Source organism: Arthrobacter sp. StoSoilB5 (genome assembly GCF_019977235.1).
GTDB lineage: Bacteria > Actinomycetota > Actinomycetes > Actinomycetales > Micrococcaceae > Arthrobacter.
Genome location: NZ_AP024646.1, coordinates 2,410,989 through 2,427,521, shown reverse-complemented (window position 1 = coordinate 2,427,521; position 16,533 = coordinate 2,410,989). Strand labels below are relative to the sequence as shown.

The window sequence follows — 16,533 nt, the reverse complement described above, 5'->3', positions numbered from 1 at the left end:
CGGGCTAGCAGGACGTCCCTGATCTCCTCGGCGCGGGATTGACCTGGCCTGCTGAGGGCTGCGATGACTCCGAGTGCGCCCATGAACTTATGATGCACGCCGAAACCCGGCATGCTGAGCGGGTCCGATCATGCCGGTGCTCCGTGGCTTCTCCCCCATCCGAGCGTCCAGCCTTGTTAAGTCTTTGTTCAAAATCGTCATTTCCGGGCCATAGCGGCGACGATCAGCTCCCCCGGTGTCGGGCCGGCATTACTGCTGGGATTTCTCTACGCCGTCGTCGTATGCATTTGTGATGGAATGATGCGGTGGCGCTGTCTGAGGTGGTTTACGACTCGGTTAGGCTGCTGAATGAAGACTCGACGACGCGCATCGCCGACAGGGCAGCCGGTGCGCCACAGTATGCGCTGGCATGAATGACGAGTTCGACGATTTCTTCTCGTGTGAGTCCGTTGGTCAGCGCAGCTCTGGTGTGGCCGACCAGTTCCTCATGGGCCCGCAACGCCACAAGGATGCTCAATGTGGCTATGCTTCTGCTCCGCCTATCGAGGCCGTCCCTGGACCAGACGGCGCCCCATACGTGCTCGGTGATGTGTTCCTGCAGTGGCCAGGCCGGCGTGTCAGCCGCCCTAGTGAGTGCCTTGTCTACGAAGGCATGCCCCATTACTTGCCGCCGGATGCTCAATCCTCGATCCATCCCCGGAGATGTCTTCCTGAGCTGCGCGTGAGTTAATTGTGCTGATTCTGAATCAACCATTTTTCGTCGCTTTCTTCGGCCTGATGCTTCGGGTTACCAGCCGCGCTGGGCGAGGCGGTGCGGCTGCGGGATTTCATCGACGTTGATCCCGACCATGGCCTCGCCCAGGCCGCGGGAGGCCTTGGCGATTTCGTCCGGGTCATCGAAGAACGTGGTGGCCTTCACGACGGCGGCGGCACGCTGGGCCGGGTTGCCGGACTTGAAGATGCCGGAGCCGACGAAGACGCCGTCGGCGCCGAGCTGCATCATCATGGCGGCGTCGGCCGGGGTGGCGATGCCGCCGGCGGTGAACAGGACGACGGGGAGCTTGCCGGCGGCAGCAACTTCCTTGACCAGGTCGTACGGGGCCTGCAGTTCCTTGGCGGCGACGTAGAGCTCGTCCTCGGCCATGCCGGCCAGCCGCTTGATCTCGGCGCGGATCTGGCGCATGTGGCCGGTCGCGTTGGAGACATCGCCGGTGCCGGCCTCGCCCTTGGACCGGATCATGGCCGCACCCTCGTTGATGCGGCGCAGGGCCTCACCGAGGTTCGTGGCACCGCAGACGAAGGGAATCGTGAAGTTCCATCTGTCGATGTGGTGGGCGTAGTCGGCCGGGGTCAGGACCTCGGACTCGTCGATGTAGTCCACGCCGAGGGTCTGGATGACCTGGGCCTCGACGAAGTGCCCGATCCGGACCTTCGCCATGACCGGGATGGACACGGCCGCGATGATCGCCTCGATCATGTCCGGGTCCGACATCCGGGACACGCCGCCCTGGGCGCGGATGTCGGCCGGGACGCGTTCCAGCGCCATGACGGCCACGGCCCCGGCATCCTCGGCGATGCGGGCCTGCTCGACGTTGACGACGTCCATGATGACGCCGCCCTTGAGCATCTCCGCCATGCCGCGCTTGACGCGGCTGCTGCCCGTGACGCTGTTCGCCGAAGCGACGACGTTGCGGTTCATATCAGGTACAGACACAAAAACCCCTGTGAATAGGTGGATGGCTGGCCTTATCGGGCTTGATGAAGCCTGGCCGTGAGCGACGATCAACCGCGTGGTGGGCGCCCTAGGGGTGAAGCTGCCCGGCAGAGTTACCCCTTGTGGAGGCAACGCAATTAATCTACCATCGATTGTATTCGACGCAATAAAAGTTGCATACCCCCTTCAGGAGATTCAATTGACGATGCACTCGGCAACCCTTGCAATCAACGAAGCCATCCAGAAGCGCAAAGCTTCTGGTGAAGAGGTCCTCCACCTCGGTTTCGGAGAGGCCGGACTTCCCGTACCGGAATTCATCTCAAAGGTCCTTCAAGAGGCCGCCATACAGAACAGTTACGGCGCCGTTGTCGGTTCCGTCGCCGCCCGCGAGGCAGGCGCGGGCTGGTTCACCCGGCGTGGAATTTCCACCACCGCTGACCAGATAGTTTTTGCTCCCGGCAGCAAAGCGCTTCTGTTCGCAGCCATTGCCGTTCTTCCGGGCGACCTTATTTTGGCGAGGCCTTCCTGGGTGAGCTACGCCGCCCAGGCTGCCCTGCTGAACAAGCCAGTCATCGACGTGCCTATCCCGGCCGAGGCCGGCGGCATCCCTGACCCGGCGCTCCTTGAGGACGTTATTCAGCGCGCTCTGGAGGCCGGCCGCAAACCGGGCATCCTGCTTCTGACGGTTCCCGACAACCCCACAGGAACCGTAGCCGGGGAAGCGGCTGTCAAGGAACTGTGCGCCATTGCCGAAAAATACAGCTTGGCCATCATCTCGGATGAGATCTATGGCGAAGTGGTCCACAACGGAACCGCGCCAAGCGCCGCCCGATACCTCGAAGAACGCACCATCATCACGACAGGTCTGTCCAAATCGCTGGCGCTGGGTGGATGGCGAATCGGCTTCGCACGGGTCCCGCACAACGAATGGGGAGATCAGGTCCTGCAGGACATCATCGGCGTAGCCAGCGAGGTGTGGTCCAGCCTGGCGGCACCGATGCAGGCGGCTGCCGCCTACATCCTGGACGAGCCGGACGAAGTCCGGGAACACATCGCAACGTCCACCGCTCTGCATTCCAAGGTCGCCAATGCCGTCTACAACGAATTCATTGCCGCGGGAGCTACCTGCCGCAAGCCAGAAGCCGGCTTCTACATCTACCCGGATTTCGAACCAGTCCGGTCCACATTGGCCCGAAAAGGAGTCCACACGAGCGCCGATCTCGCGGCTACCCTCCTGGACCGGCACGGCGTCGGGGTCCTCGCCGGAGAGGCATTCGGCGACGATCCGGTGGGACTTCGCGCACGCGTGGCAACCAGCCTGCTCTATGGGACCACAGCCGAGGAACGGTGGGAGGCTCTTCAGTCCCCCGACCCGCTGCAGCTTCCCTGGATCGCCAAGTCTCTGGACCATCTCCGCCGGGCACTCACTGAACTGACGGCCGAATAAGGGCCAGCCCGGGACTGGAAAGAGGCGGCAATGTCAAAACTAGTGGAAAGCGCCCGTATCGCAGTCAGCGACATCGGCAGCGGCAACACGGTGGCAGTCGGAGGCTTCGGTCTGTGCGGCATCCCAAGCACTCTGATCAAAGCCCTGCTTGAACAGGGCACTGAAGGCCTTGAAGTTGTCAGCAATGACTGCGGCGTGTACGGACAGGGCCTGGGGATGCTGCTGGATGCCGGAAGGATCTCCAGAGTAACGGCTTCCTACGTGGGGGAAAACAAGGAATTTGCCAGGCAATACCTCTCCGGCGAATTTGAAGTTGAGCTCACTCCCCAGGGAACGCTCGCCGAACGGCTCCGGTGCGGCGGGGCCGGCATCGGCGGATTCTATGTGCCGGCCGGAACGGGAACAGCCGTCCAGGACGGCGGCCTGCCCTGGCGCTACAACACCCGCGGGGAAGTCGAAGTGGCATCCTCGCCGAAAGAAGTGCGCGCTTTCGACGGGGTTCCGATGGTGCTCGAAACCGGCATCCGCACTGATTTCGCCCTCGTCCGGGCGGCAGTAGCGGACACTGCCGGAAACGCACGTTTCAACCTTTCGGCAAGCAATTTCAATCCCCTGGCAGCTATGGCCGGCAGGATGACCATCCTGGAGGCGGAGAAGGTGGTTGAAGCCGGTCAGCTTGGACCCGATAACATCCATCTCCCCGGGATATTCGTTCATCGGATCGTGCAACTCACCCCCCGAGCAGGCGCGCGATAAACACATCGAAAGACGAACTATAGCCATGGAACACGCAAGGCAGGAGACCTGAAATGCCGTGGGACAGAAACGGAATTGCCGCCCGGGCAGCTGAGGAGCTCAGACCTGGAGAGTACGTCAACCTCGGCATCGGGTTGCCGACGTTGATAGCAAACTACCTTCCCCCCGGTATGAACGTTGCGCTTCAATCGGAAAACGGAATCCTTGGGGTCGGGCCTTACCCAACGAAAGAGTCCGTGGATCCGGATCTCATCAACGCCGGCAAGGAAACTGTCACCTTGAGCACCGGTGCGAGCTGCTTCGACTCCGCACTAAGTTTCGCCATGATCCGCGGGGGGCATCTGGACGCAGCAGTTCTGGGTGGCATGCAGGTGAGCGTCCAGGGCGATCTCGCAAACTGGATGGTCCCCGACAGCATGGTCAAAGGCATGGGCGGAGCGATGGATCTTGTCCATGGCGCTGCCAGGCTGATCATTGTCATGACCCACACCGCCAAGGACGGGTCAGCCAAGCCGGTTGACCGCTGCACTCTGCCCCTGACCGGCAGGGCTGTCGTCACCAGGGTCATCACCGACCTCGCCGTGCTGGACATCAACGCTGCAGACGGGGCATTCGACGTCATCGAGCTGGCGCCGGGGATTTCCTTCGAAGATGTCAGCATGCACACGGGTGCCCCCGTGCATGACCGCATCCGGCAAAAGACAGGAAAGTAACCAGATGAAGCATCCCAGAGCCGCAGTCATCGTGGATGGCGCCCGCACCCCGATCGGAAAGCTCAACGGCGCGCTGCGCTCCCTCCCCGCCAGCAGCCTCGCCGCCAAGGCAATCGAGGCAGCGCTGAAGAGTGCCCGAGTCAGGCCAGAAGACGTTCAATACACGATCATGGGTCAGGCGCTGGGGGCAGGTGCGGGCCAGAATCCGGCCCGCACGGCCGCCTTGGAGGCCGGCATCCCGCTAAATGTTCCCGCTCTCACCGTCAACAAAGTCTGTCTGTCCGGCAGCTCAGCGGTTCTCTTGGCTCAAGCCCTGATCATCACTGGTGTCCACGACGTCATAGTGGCGGGGGCATGGAATCCATGAGCCAGGCCCCACGTCTTCTGCGCGGGACACGGACGGGAATGCCTTACGGTGACGCCGCGTTGACGGATCACATTCTGCATGACGGGCTGTGGGACCAGAAAACTGAGCAACCTATGGGCCCTCTCACGGAAGAAGCCAACGCGCGGATCCATGGTCTCACCCGTGGGGAACAAAACGCGCTTGCCGCCCGCAGCCACAGGCTTGCACTCCGCGCACAGGGACTCAACCTGTTCACCGAGGAAATAGTCCCGGTCACCATGACCGATCACCGAGGCAGGACAACTGTCATAGCGGAAGATGAAGGAATCCGAGCCGATACCACTGCAGAGACCCTTGCACGGCTCAGGCCAGCGTTTAACAGCACAGGTACCATCACGGCGGGGACATCAACCCAGCTTTCCGACGGTGCAGCGGCGATGGTCATTTCCAGCAAAGAGTTCGCCGAAGAGCACGGTCTTTCCTGGATCGCCGAGATCGCCGGGGCGGCCACGGTTGCCGGTCCGGACACGACCTTGCAGGAACAGCCCGCTGCGGCCATCCGACTCGCCTGCAGGAACGCGGGCATTTCAATCAGCGATCTTGATCTCGCCGAGATTAACGAAGCATTTGCCGCTGTCGCTTTGAGCAGCATGGCCGGGTTGAACCTGGACGAGGACAAAGTCAACGTCAACGGGGGTGCGATAGCGCTCGGCCATCCCCTCGGAATGTCGGGCGTACGCGTCATTCTGCACCTGGCCAAAGAACTGCAGCGCCGTGGCGGCGGATTGGGAGTTGCCGCGCTCTGCGGGGGGCGGTGGCCAAGGTGACGCCGTCGTCCTTTACAGCCAGACCCCCGACAACAGGGAGGGAAGAATGCCATGAAAAAGCGTTCAAATTACCACAGTGACAGCACCAGCGTGCAGATTTCTCCGTCTCCGGAGACTCTGCAGAGCCGAACGATCCTGCAGCCGCGAAGGCGCATACAATCGGCTCATACAGCGGCAACAGGATCCCACTGCCCACAGACTGGAGTGTGGGCCTCGGCCACCGGAGTCCGACGACCCATTTTTGAAGGCGAGATCATGCCCCCGCTATCCAATCGGACCGCCCGCTGGACTCTGTACAAGGCAGGGCTCCCATCCCGAGCTCTGTGCTGAACCACAACGCTAAATAAAGGTGTAGGCCAGACGTCACGTGATTGACGACACACGCAACACGAGCTAAATTTACACGCAAGATACACAACTTTTCTTGCTTTAAGACAACTCCACGCAATTCATATTGCATTCACTTTCCCCAAAGGCGGCGTCATGACCGACTTACGTTCCCTCGTATCAACATCCCCGGAGAATGCAGTGACCACACCGATCCTTTCCCTCCAAGGCGTCAACAAGAGCTTCGGAAATACCCAGGTCCTCCGCGACATCTCGCTCGACATCAAACGCGGCGAGGTCATTGTCGTTATCGGCCCGTCCGGATCAGGCAAATCCACACTTTGCCGGACCATGAACAGGCTGGAGAGCATCGACAGCGGGAAGATCGTCTTCAATGACCGCGACCTGCCTGTCGAAGGGAAGGCCCTGGCTGCCATGCGTTCCAACATCGGCATGGTTTTCCAGTCGTTCAACCTTTTTCCCCATATGACTGTCTTGGAAAACATCATGCTGTGCCCTGTTCGGGTGCGGCGCGAAAACAAGCAGCAGGCCGAACAGCATGCCCGCGCACTCCTGGACCGCGTCGGTCTCGCAGAGAAGGCTGACGCTTACCCTGCGCAGCTCTCGGGCGGGCAACAGCAACGAGTAGCCATCGCACGCGGCCTGGCGATGCGCCCGGAAGTCATGCTGTTCGACGAACCGACTTCGGCTTTGGACCCCGAGATGGTCCGTGAAGTCCTGGACGTGATGAGAAGCCTGGCCGACGAGGGCATGACTATGGTTGTTGTGACCCACGAAATGGGCTTCGCCAAGGCCACGGCTGACCGGGTCATTTTCCTCGACGGCGGCCAGATCCTCGAGGACGCACCGCCCATTGAGTTCTTCGCCGCTCCGAAATCAATCCGAGCCAAGGACTTTCTCTCACGCGTTCTCGAACACTAAGCCCCATCTGCCGCATCCCCATCAACTCTTCGGAGGAATCAGTATGAAAGCCAGACGCAACACCATCATCACCACCGCATTTCTTGCCGCCGTGACCGCACTGACGTCTTGCAGTTCAGGCGTCGCAGGCCCGGCAGCCAGTGACCAGCCTAAGGTCAACAGCGCTGCGACGTTCGCCGCCGGCTCTACGATGCAGAAAATCCATGATGCCGGCAAGATCACCATCGGCACAAAGTTCGACCAGCCGCTTTTCGGCCTGAAAAACCCGACGACGAACCAGCCCCAAGGATTCGACGCTGAAATCGGCAAGATCGTCGCCGCAGACCTCGGCATTCCCGCAGACAAGATCGAGTGGGTCGAAACAGTGTCGGCCAACCGGGAACCGTTCCTGCAACAGGGCCGCGTGGACCTTGTCCTGGCGACCTACACAATGAACGCCAAAAGGGCGGAAGTCATCAACTTCGCCGGACCGTACTACATTGCGGGCCAAAGCCTTATGGTCCAGAAGGGCAACCCCCTCGGAATCAAGGGGCCTGATGACCTTGCTGGGCACAAAGCCTGCTCCGTTGAAGGATCCGCGTCCTCAACCAACATCCGCAAGCTTGTCCCGACAGTCCAAGTCACAACATTTGACTCCTACTCCAAGTGCGCAGATGCCCTGAAAAACGGTCAAGTCGACGCTGTCACCACTGACAACACCATCCTCGCCGGCCTGCGGAGCCTTGACCCGGATTCCTTTGACCTTGTGGACGTCGCGTTCACCAAGGAGCCCTACGGCATCGGCATTGCCAAAGACCGCCAGGACCTTGCCGATTTCGCCAACGAGGCGCTGAAGAAGGCCTTCTCGGACGGTGGCTGGGCCAAGGCCTGGGACTCCACAGCCGGAAAGATCCTCGGGCCCGCCCCGCAGCCTCCGGTACTGGGACAGTTCTAAGAACCGGAGACGCCGTTCATGGACATCCCACTGAAATATGCTTCCCTGTTGCTGGAGGCGCTGGGAAGCACTCTCCTTCTGAGCTTTGCCGGCGGCGGGCTCGCCCTGATCCTTGGACTTGCGGTGGGCCTGTCACGGCTGAGTCCAGTTCCAGCCTTGGAACGGGCCGGAACGTTCTATGTGGAAACGATCAGGAACACGCCGTTGACAGTAGTGTTCTTTATCATCGTCTTCGTCTTGCCGCAGGTTGATCTGGCCCTTCCAAACTACACGGCAACCGCCGTTGCCTCCCTTGGCATCTACACGGGCGCCTTCGTTTCCGAGGCTATCCGGGCCGGGGTCAACACCATCGGCGTCGGGCAGGCCGAAGCGGCGCGAGCCTTGGGGCTCACCTTCGGACCCAGCATGGGTCTGGTGATTCTTCCCCAGGCTGTCCGGGCGGTTGTCCCGCCCATGGCGAACGTATGGATAGCTCTGGTAAAGAACTCCTCCATTGCAGCTGCCTTCGGTGTAACCGAGCTGACAGCAGCCGGCCAGCGCATCAACTTCCAGGAGCCGGGAGCTGTCGTGGCGGCCCTGATGTGGATCGCCGCAGCATACCTGATCATCACATTGAGCTCCGGACAGATATTCCGGATCCTGGAAAGAAAACTGGCGGTAGCCCGATGAGTTCCGTACTGTTTGACCGGCTGGGGCCGCGTGGCCGTAGAACCTCGCGCATAGCCAGTATGATCGCTGGCACTCTATTGGCACTAGTGCTCGTCATCATCGTGATGAGACTGGAGTCCAAGGGTCAGCTCGAAGGACAGCGATGGGCCATCCTTTTGGACCCGGCTTCCGGGGTTCCGCAGACGCTCGGCAGAGCGCTGCTGGCAACCCTTCAGGCAGCGCTGTTAGGCATGGTATTTGCACTCATCGTTGGTGCCCTCCTGGCGGCAATGCGGCTCTCCTCACGCCGCGCACTCAGCATCAGTGCCTCCATTCTCGTGGAAGGCTTCAGGGGCGTCCCGCTTTTGCTCCTCATGCTGTTCGCTGCGCTCGGATTGCCGCAGATCGGTATCGAACTTAACGTACTCACGATGGTCGTGATGGCACTGGTGGTGTACAACTCAGCCGTGATTTGCGAAATCATCAGGGCTGGAATCGAGTCCATCGGAAGAGGTCAAACCGAAGCTGCGCTGGCAATGGGAATGCGCCCCCTGCAGATTCTCTTCCGCATCCTCATGCCTCAGGCGATCCCGGCCATGACTCCCCTGCTGGTAAGCCAGCTGGTGATTCTTCTCAAGGACACATCCATCGGTTACGTCATCGGGTACGCCGAACTGCTGCGCAGCGGACGCTCACTGGTCGAGTTCTACGGCAACAGATATGGCTTGCAGATCTACTTGGCCGTCGCTCTCATCTACATCCTCACAAACGTGCTCGTTTCTCTGACGGCGCGCCGGCTGACCAACCGCAACGTCAAGAAACCGAAGTCCCCGGCTCCGGAGTCCCCTCTGCTGACCGAGGACGGCCCCGTCGCACCGCAACCGACAACAAATCCCGTCCATTAATTCGCAGCAAGGCCGCCGCGTCTTGACGACATGACACCCTCTTTGGCCCGGAAGGCTCCCCGATGACCAGCACGCATGTACTACCAGCAACAGAGCCGCTCAGCCGCGGAACGCAGGCTTGGGAAAATGCCCAGAGCCAGCTCACGGACGCGGCCCAGTCACTTGGATATGATGACGGGCTGCACCAGCTCCTTGCCAGGCCCCGCAGAGAAATGACAGTTAGTGTGCCGCTGCGCCGGGACAACGGCGATGTGGAAGTGCTCACGGGCTACCGCGTCCAGCACAATTTTTCGAGAGGGCCAGCCAAAGGCGGCCTTCGGTTCAGCCCGGACGTGTCCCTGGATGAGGTGCGCGCGCTCTCAATGTGGATGACGTGGAAATGTGCCCTCCTGGACGTGCCTTATGGCGGAGCCAAAGGTGGCGTAACCATCGATCCACGCTGCTACTCCACTCGTGAACTCGAACGGGTTACGCGCAGATACACCAGTGAAATCCTGCCCATTATCGGTCCGGAACGGGACATACCAGCGCCGGACATCGGCACCGATGAACGAACCATGGCATGGATGATGGACACCTACTCAGTCAATGTGGGGTACACGGTTCCGTCCGTTGTCACCGGAAAACCGGTAAGCATTGGCGGCTCTTTGGGGCGGTCCTCAGCCACGTCCAAGGGAGTGGCCCACATTTCCCTTGCCGGGCTTGAGCACTTAGGCCTCCAGCCCGGAAAATGCTCCGCCGCCGTGCAGGGTTTCGGGAAGGTCGGAGCAGGCACAGCAGCGTACCTCGCTGATGCCGGCGTCAGGGTCCAGGCCGTGAGTGATCAGTACGGCGCCATCTACGCGGAAGACGGTATCGATGTACCGGCGCTGACCGAGCATGTCGCTCACACCGGCACAGTCAACGGATTCCCCGACGGCGATCCACTGGACCCCAGCGCTCTTCTGGAGCTGGACGTGGATGCCCTAGTTCCGGCGGCCGTGGAGGGCGTCCTGACCGAGGACAACGCGCCACGCGTGAGGGCGAAGCTCATTGTCGAAGGCGCCAACGGTCCCACCACGGCGGCAGCCGACCAAATACTCAACGACCTCGGTGTTCTGGTAGTCCCTGATATCCTGGCCAATGCCGGCGGCGTCATCGTCTCCTACTTCGAGTGGGTCCAGGGTAACCAGGCCTATTGGTGGACTGCTGCGGAAGTGGACGAACGGCTCAAACAACGAATGCTAGCTGCTTGGGAGTCCCTGGTCGCCTCCAGCCAGGAAACGGGACTCTCCCTCCGGCGGACGGCGACCATCACTGCAGTGAAGCGCGTAGCCGATGCTCATCTGATCCGAGGCATGTACCCCTAAGGCAAACAGGAGACTTTACGGCTCCAGTGTGCGGCGATTGCAACCGAACCCCGTCAATGCAACTATAGTTGCATTGACGGGGTTCGGTTCGTGCACATAGGGGAGAGTTGATGGCCGAGTTGGAGACGTACTCGCAGTTGCAGGCGGAGCTACAGTCCAAAATGGAATCATTGGCCCCGGGCCAGCAACGTATCGCCCGGGTCCTGCTCACCGACCCCGAAGGTACCGCCTTCCGAAGCATCGCTGAGACCGCAAAAATTGCTGAGGTCAATCAGTCGTCCCTGGTCCGGTTCGCCACAATGCTGGGGCTCAAGGGGTACCCGGCTTTGGTCCGCCTCTGCCGGGAACATTTGGCTGACCAAGCCAACCTCATCAGAAGATTCGATCGCGTTCAGCAGCGTCCAGGCAGCATCCAGTCTCTGTTCGCCGGTGTACTGGACCATGAAACGGACAACCTCACCAGAACATATGCGCGCATCGATGAGGCCGACTGGAATTTGGCGGTAAAATCATTGACCGATGCCCCCTGGGTTTATGTCATGGGTCTCAGAAAATGCGCTCCCGTGGCACAGCTGCTGAGCTACTTATTGAGACTGGTGCGTCCCGGAGTGGAGCAGATTGCTCCGGCAGCAGGCATGTTCGTTGACCAGCTGCGTGACCTGGATCCGGACGGCGTTTTTGTGGCAATCGCGATCCGTAGGTACACCGCTGACACAGTCCGTGCGCTTAATTATGCCAAGAACCGGGGACTAAAGACGATCGCGCTGACCGACGATTCAGCCTCGCCGCTGGCACGGCTGGCCGACACTACGTTCTATATCGAAACGGAAGGCGTCACAATCCTACGGTCAATGACGGTCTTCATATCCATCGCCCAGACCTTGGCGACAGCTGTGACGATCCAGAACGGTGCCCGCAGCAGACAGGAGCTGCTGATAGACGAGCAACTCCTTGAGGACTTTAACGTCTACTCGGAGATGTAAAGGGCACTCCATGGCGCGGGTCAAACCGTGAGCAAGCACTGGCGCCAAACGAGGCTGCCCAACGTTGTTGTGCGATCGGGAGACGAAAATATCTGATGTCATCGGGGGTCGAGTCGACGAAGCAGAGCCGGAACCAGCCGCCGTCTCAGCTTGGTTGGGTATCCGGCGTTTGGGCCCTGGTGTCGCGAAGCTATCGGGCAGGTCCGCTCGCTGGCGCTGAGAGAGTTTTGTGGTGTTAGGCGTTCTCATCGGCTTATTCGTAAGGGTTGGTGGGTGCTGAGATCACGGTCAGGCTGGATGTGAGCAGTTCGGGTGGGCCGTCGGTCGAAGCGCGGAACGTCCCGGTTACCGTGACCCATTGGTCGACGGAGGGCGGGCTGCCTGTCCAGCCGATCACCCGGACTACGGAGGCGGACCCGTCGGCGGCGCAGCAGGCGATCTGGTAGCGTGCGATCCGGAACCCGGTCGCATCGTCGGGCTTCGCCACGAACGCGGTGAGGCGTACCGGCGTAGAGCCGAAGCTCTTACCGTCGTTGTCGGCTGCGCGCAGGTTGAACTCCCGCAGGGGCATCGGTGCGGTCTGGCCTTGCGGTAGCGGGTCGAACGTTTGGCCGCCGGCCGCGACTGTCAGGGTCGCGTTGCGATCGATGCCGTAGCTGCCTAGCGCGGGTGGGGCGACGAGCAGCGCCACGACGGCGGCGAGCAGCAACCACGCCACGCCGGTGCCGTGCGCGTGCTCAGCATCGCTGCCGCGGTCGGGGTGGTCGCCGCGACCGCCCACGTGCGCCATCCAGCGCGACGCCAGTGTGCGTTTCACGCAGACCAGGCCCAGCCCGACCAGCAGAACACCTGCGACCAGGAGCATCCAGCCCACCTCGACGCGTACGTATCTGGCGTATGTCCCGCTGACCGAGAGCCAGACCAGCATCGTACCTACCAGGAGCACTGTCGTGGCGCGGGCAGCTTCGTTCACAGCAGCCACCACCCGACTAGACAGGCGGCCGTTACTGCGAGCGTGATCGTCATCAACGAAAACCGCCAGGCGAACCGGGGGCCGAACGTTCCGGCCTGCAACGCAATGAGCTTCAGGTCTGCCATCGGCCCGACGACGAGGAAGACCAGCCGCGCGGTGAGGGAGAACTGGCTCAGCCCGACGGCGACGAAGGCGTCTGCTTGTGAGCAGAGGGAGAGCAGGATCGCTAGGAGTGCCATCACGAGCACCGAAAGCACCATCGACCCGGCAACCGAGTCGACCCATGCACTGGGCAACAGCGTCTGCATGGTTGCGGCCGCGGCGGCTCCGATCACCAGGAAGCCGCCGGTCTGCAGGAAATCGTGCTGGGCCGTGGAAAGGAAGACGTTCAACTTCGATCCCGAGCGGGTCGGCTGCGAACGGACCCGGGCGAGCAGGTCGTCCCGGCCGAGGGCCTGCCACACGTACCCCACCGCGATGGAGGCGGCAAGGCTTGCCAGCATCCGGCCGAGCACCATCTCGGGGGTGTTCGGAAAGGCAACCGCCGTCGCGGCCAGGACGACGGGGTTGATGGCCGGTGCTGACAGCATGAAAGCCAACGCCGCTGCAGGGGTGAGTCCGCTGGCGATGAGCCGTGCGGCGATGGGCACGGAGCCACACTCGCAGCCGGGGAGCGCGGTTCCGGCGGCGGCCGCCGCGGGGACGGCGAGGACCGGTCGCCGGGAAAGCAGCCGGGCGATGGCGGTGGGCGGCACAAGAGCTGCGATGGTGGCGCTGACTATGACTCCGAGGACGAGGAACGGGAGAGCCTGAACGGTGATGGCGACGAACACCGTGGCCCAGTTCGCCGCGGCCGGATTCTCAAGCAGTCCTGTGAGGGCCGGCCGAGCCAACACGGCCACCAGAATGATCGCGGAGACCAGCGCCAGTCCGGCTTCGCGCGGGCGCTTCTCCTTGGCGTGCGAGGCGTCCCCCCCCGTGTTCTCCGTGCGTGGGAGGCAGCGCAGCCAGGAGTGCGATTTGGTCAAGTCCTGAGGGTGCACCGCCAAGATCCGCACTTCTGTGTGAATTATTCACTGTCTATTCCTTTCTGTCTTGAAACATTCGACGATTGATCGGCCGCGAGTGACTAGGGAGTCCATACACTGTTTTCATCTCCCACCGACGAAATGTCCGCCCCGTGATCATCACCTGGTGATGATCACGGGGCGGAGATTTCGTCGGAATGGCTCGGGTATCGGAACTTCGTTTTGCGCGCAGTACGGACGGGTTGTCGGTGACAAGGGAGAGCGTACGGTCGTCGCGTGCGTGCACTCGTGCTGTGGCTACCCTGACGGCGGAGGGCTGCTGGCTACCGACAACAGTGCTGGCCGCGCCTACGACTCGCCACGGGCGATCGGCAAGCCAGGCAGTGTCTCGGTCGGCTCGCCGCTACGGAGCGCGAACTCGCCGTTGATGATGACGTCAACCATCCCCTCCGAGTACTGCTGCGGATCTTTGTAAGTGGCTTTGTCGCGAAGCTTCTCGAGGTCGATGACATTGATGTCGGCATAGAACCCTTCCTTGATCAGACCCCTCTGCTCCAACCCCAGGAATGTCGCGGCTAGTCCGGTCATGCCCCGGATTGCAAAGGGCAAGGTCACCTGATGCTCGTCCAGGACGAGTCGGCGGAGCTTATTGGTGAAGGCACCGAAGGTTCGTGGATGGGCCGCCCCCTTCCCCGCGGGCATGGAATAGCCGTCCGTACCGGTCATCATCCAATCCTGCTTGGCCAGGAACCTGATGTTCTCGATGTCGTAGAGATCCAGATTCATAACCCCCACGCCCTCCTCGAAATTCTCCGAGACGAGGCGGAATGCCGCCTCGAAGGGGGTCACGCCCCACTCGTCGGCTACCTGCTTCAGGTTTAAACCAACCAACTCTTGACTGAGCTCCGCTCGGTTGCCAGTTTGTGTGAAGACGAGCTTCTCTGCACCGCCGCGAAGGGCGACCATCGCCTCGCTGTCTGCCTGCATGCGCGTTCGCGTGGCGGGATCGCTATAACGCTTAAGTAGGTCCTCTTTACCGCCCGCCAGGGCCCAGTCCGGCATGGTGTAGGGCTTCAAACCACTCTGAGTCGCTGTGTAGGGATGCTGCGCGGCCATCACGTCCACGCCCCGTGCGCGGGCATCTTCGATCAGTTTGGCGCCTTCGGACGCACGGCCGTAATTGCGCACACTCTGCGGGCTGAAGTGGCTGAAGATGACCTTGTTGCCGCTCTTTTCGCCGATTTCGATGGCCTCGGCGGTGGAGGCCAGATAGCCGATGCCCTTGTAGACCGCGCCGAGGTCACGGTCGTGCGTGTCGTAGATCCCGTGATAGCGACCCGAGACCTTGGCCACCTCGATGACCTCATCGGTCTTGGCATACGTCGCGGGAGTGTAAAACAGACCGCTCGACATGCCGAATGCGCCTCCGCGCATGCCACGGTCGATGTAGTCCTGCATGGCCCTGATCTGTTCCGGCGTCGCCGGCTGATCGGACATGCCCATCACGGCTTCGCGGGCGGTGTTGAATCCCACATAGGTGATGAGGTTCGCTCCCAGGCCGGTTTCGCGGTACCGCGCGAAATCCTCTGCGACGGTGTCCTTGGCAAAACCGTCGACGCCGACGACGACGGTGGTGATTCCCTGGTATCGCTGCGGCAGCATCTTGCGGTGCTCCGGTTTGTCTGGATCGGCATGACTGTGCATATCGATGAAACCGGGCGTCACCGCGAGGCCCTTGGCATCGATCGTCTCTTTCCCCTCGACGCCGGCCGTATCGGCGTGGCCGACGAAGGTGATCTTGTCGCCGGTGATGCCGATGTCCCTTTTGACCCAGGGACTGCCGGTCCCGTCGTACACCTGCCCCCCTGTGATCAAGATATCGACTTTACGGTCGTCTATCTGCGGCCGCTCAGACGTGCAGCCAGAGACCGACACCACGGTTGCGACGAGCGCGGCCGAGCGAATGGCGCTCCTTCTTGACATGCTGCCAAGAGAGAACTTTTGTTCGAATTTTGTCACTTTTTACTCCAATAGGGTGATCGGTGATTTTGCATTCAATTGTGAAGAATGAGTGCGCTGCCTTGTCCGGCTGTCTCCGCATAGGAAGGCACTCCTAAGGCTGTTGTTGCTCGGCGTAGTTGGTAGATGAAGAGCAGCACCTTCGGAATAGCCCGGAGTAGAAGGACTGCGGAGCGTCTTGATGCGGCCGGGGCCCAGGACCTCAGCCGCATCAAAATCCAAGGCGTGGCGTGAGTTCGCACATAGCTCGACGAGGCGGAATCTGCGGACGATATGGAGAGCATGTCAGTCCAGTCGTTGATCTCGAGGGATTGTGTGACCCATGTAACATGAAATTCCAGCGAAATGCAATAATAATTGCATCTATTTCATTTGTCACAACTTTGATTGCTCTTGGGTTGGCGTGGACCATGAGAATTGATGCCTCGTGAACGAGGAGTGCGCGCAGGATGACCCCTATAGTTGTGGGTTTCATGACCATCTCAGAGTGGCGGCAGCAGGCGGGGTCAATGAGGTCACCGTCGTGCGATACGCAACCGGTCCGGGGGCTGAGTGGACACCCCGGTGTGTTGGCCTGTGCCGTGAACGCCTGCAGGAACACGCACAGTTAGTGCACCTCTTC

14 protein-coding genes and 1 pseudogene are annotated in these 16,533 nt (G+C 61.2%); 10 read left to right on the top strand and 5 right to left on the bottom strand.

Annotated elements, in window-relative coordinates; genetic code table 11:
* Positions 1–325: 325 nt before the first annotated feature.
* Together LDN75_RS10970 and pdxS are read right to left on the bottom strand one after the other, a co-directional pair.
* On the bottom strand, positions 326–682 hold the full coding sequence (locus LDN75_RS10970; RefSeq protein ID WP_223937292.1) for a carboxymuconolactone decarboxylase family protein: 357 nt from the start codon (positions 680–682) through the stop codon (positions 326–328).
* Between the two features lie 105 nt (positions 683–787).
* Entirely contained in the window at positions 788–1,699 is a 912-nt protein-coding gene (gene pdxS, locus LDN75_RS10965) for a pyridoxal 5'-phosphate synthase lyase subunit PdxS (RefSeq protein WP_223937555.1), read from the bottom strand.
* Positions 1,700–1,919: 220 nt separating this feature from the next.
* On the opposite strand from pdxS, the gene LDN75_RS10960 reads away from it, so the two are divergent.
* The 10 genes and pseudogenes from LDN75_RS10960 (at position 1,920) to LDN75_RS10915 (ending at position 11,891) form a co-directional block, all read left to right on the top strand.
* Positions 1,920–3,161: an aminotransferase class I/II-fold pyridoxal phosphate-dependent enzyme gene (locus LDN75_RS10960; protein ID WP_223937554.1), complete on the top strand. Its 1,242-nt coding sequence runs from the start codon at positions 1,920–1,922 to the stop codon at positions 3,159–3,161.
* A gap of 30 nt (positions 3,162–3,191) precedes the next feature.
* Positions 3,192–3,917 carry a CoA transferase subunit A gene (locus LDN75_RS10955; protein ID WP_346347168.1) on the top strand — a complete coding sequence of 242 codons (726 nt, stop codon included), beginning with the start codon at positions 3,192–3,194 and terminating at the stop codon, positions 3,915–3,917.
* Between the two features lie 53 nt (positions 3,918–3,970).
* Complete coding sequence (locus tag LDN75_RS10950) at positions 3,971–4,630, top strand: 3-oxoacid CoA-transferase subunit B (protein WP_223937291.1); 660 nt, start codon at positions 3,971–3,973, stop codon at positions 4,628–4,630.
* A gap of 4 nt (positions 4,631–4,634) precedes the next feature.
* Positions 4,635–5,858, top strand: a pseudogene (locus LDN75_RS10945) (acetyl-CoA C-acetyltransferase).
* A gap of 428 nt (positions 5,859–6,286) precedes the next feature.
* The gene (locus tag LDN75_RS10940; RefSeq protein ID WP_275959813.1) at positions 6,287–7,072 is read left to right on the top strand and encodes an amino acid ABC transporter ATP-binding protein; all 786 of its coding nucleotides are present in this window, start codon (positions 6,287–6,289) and stop codon (positions 7,070–7,072) included.
* A gap of 43 nt (positions 7,073–7,115) precedes the next feature.
* Entirely contained in the window at positions 7,116–8,006 is an 891-nt protein-coding gene (locus tag LDN75_RS10935) for a glutamate ABC transporter substrate-binding protein (protein WP_223937290.1), read from the top strand.
* 18 nt (positions 8,007–8,024) lie between these two features.
* The gene (locus LDN75_RS10930; RefSeq protein ID WP_223937289.1) at positions 8,025–8,675 is read left to right on the top strand and encodes an amino acid ABC transporter permease; all 651 of its coding nucleotides are present in this window, start codon (positions 8,025–8,027) and stop codon (positions 8,673–8,675) included.
* Positions 8,676–8,734: 59 nt separating this feature from the next.
* Complete coding sequence (locus LDN75_RS10925; RefSeq protein ID WP_223937288.1) at positions 8,735–9,559, top strand: amino acid ABC transporter permease; 825 nt, start codon at positions 8,735–8,737, stop codon at positions 9,557–9,559.
* 62 nt (positions 9,560–9,621) lie between these two features.
* A complete protein-coding gene (locus LDN75_RS10920) occupies positions 9,622–10,908 on the top strand; it encodes a Glu/Leu/Phe/Val dehydrogenase (protein WP_223937287.1) in 1,287 nt (428 codons plus the stop codon).
* A 110-nt stretch (positions 10,909–11,018) separates the two neighbouring features.
* Complete coding sequence (locus tag LDN75_RS10915) at positions 11,019–11,891, top strand: MurR/RpiR family transcriptional regulator (protein WP_223937286.1); 873 nt, start codon at positions 11,019–11,021, stop codon at positions 11,889–11,891.
* Between the two features lie 253 nt (positions 11,892–12,144).
* On the opposite strand, the gene LDN75_RS10910 is transcribed toward LDN75_RS10915, so the two are convergent.
* From LDN75_RS10910 to LDN75_RS10900, 3 genes are all read right to left on the bottom strand, one after another.
* Positions 12,145–12,873 carry a TIGR03943 family protein gene (locus LDN75_RS10910; RefSeq protein WP_223937285.1) on the bottom strand — a complete coding sequence of 243 codons (729 nt, stop codon included), beginning with the start codon at positions 12,871–12,873 and terminating at the stop codon, positions 12,145–12,147.
* Positions 12,861–13,907: a permease gene (locus LDN75_RS10905; RefSeq protein WP_223937552.1), complete on the bottom strand. Its 1,047-nt coding sequence runs from the start codon at positions 13,905–13,907 to the stop codon at positions 12,861–12,863. Before LDN75_RS10905 ends, LDN75_RS10910 begins: the two co-directional genes overlap by 13 nt.
* Positions 13,908–14,240: 333 nt before the next feature.
* Positions 14,241–15,911: an amidohydrolase family protein gene (locus LDN75_RS10900; RefSeq protein WP_223937284.1), complete on the bottom strand. Its 1,671-nt coding sequence runs from the start codon at positions 15,909–15,911 to the stop codon at positions 14,241–14,243.
* Positions 15,912–16,533 lie beyond the last annotated feature (622 nt).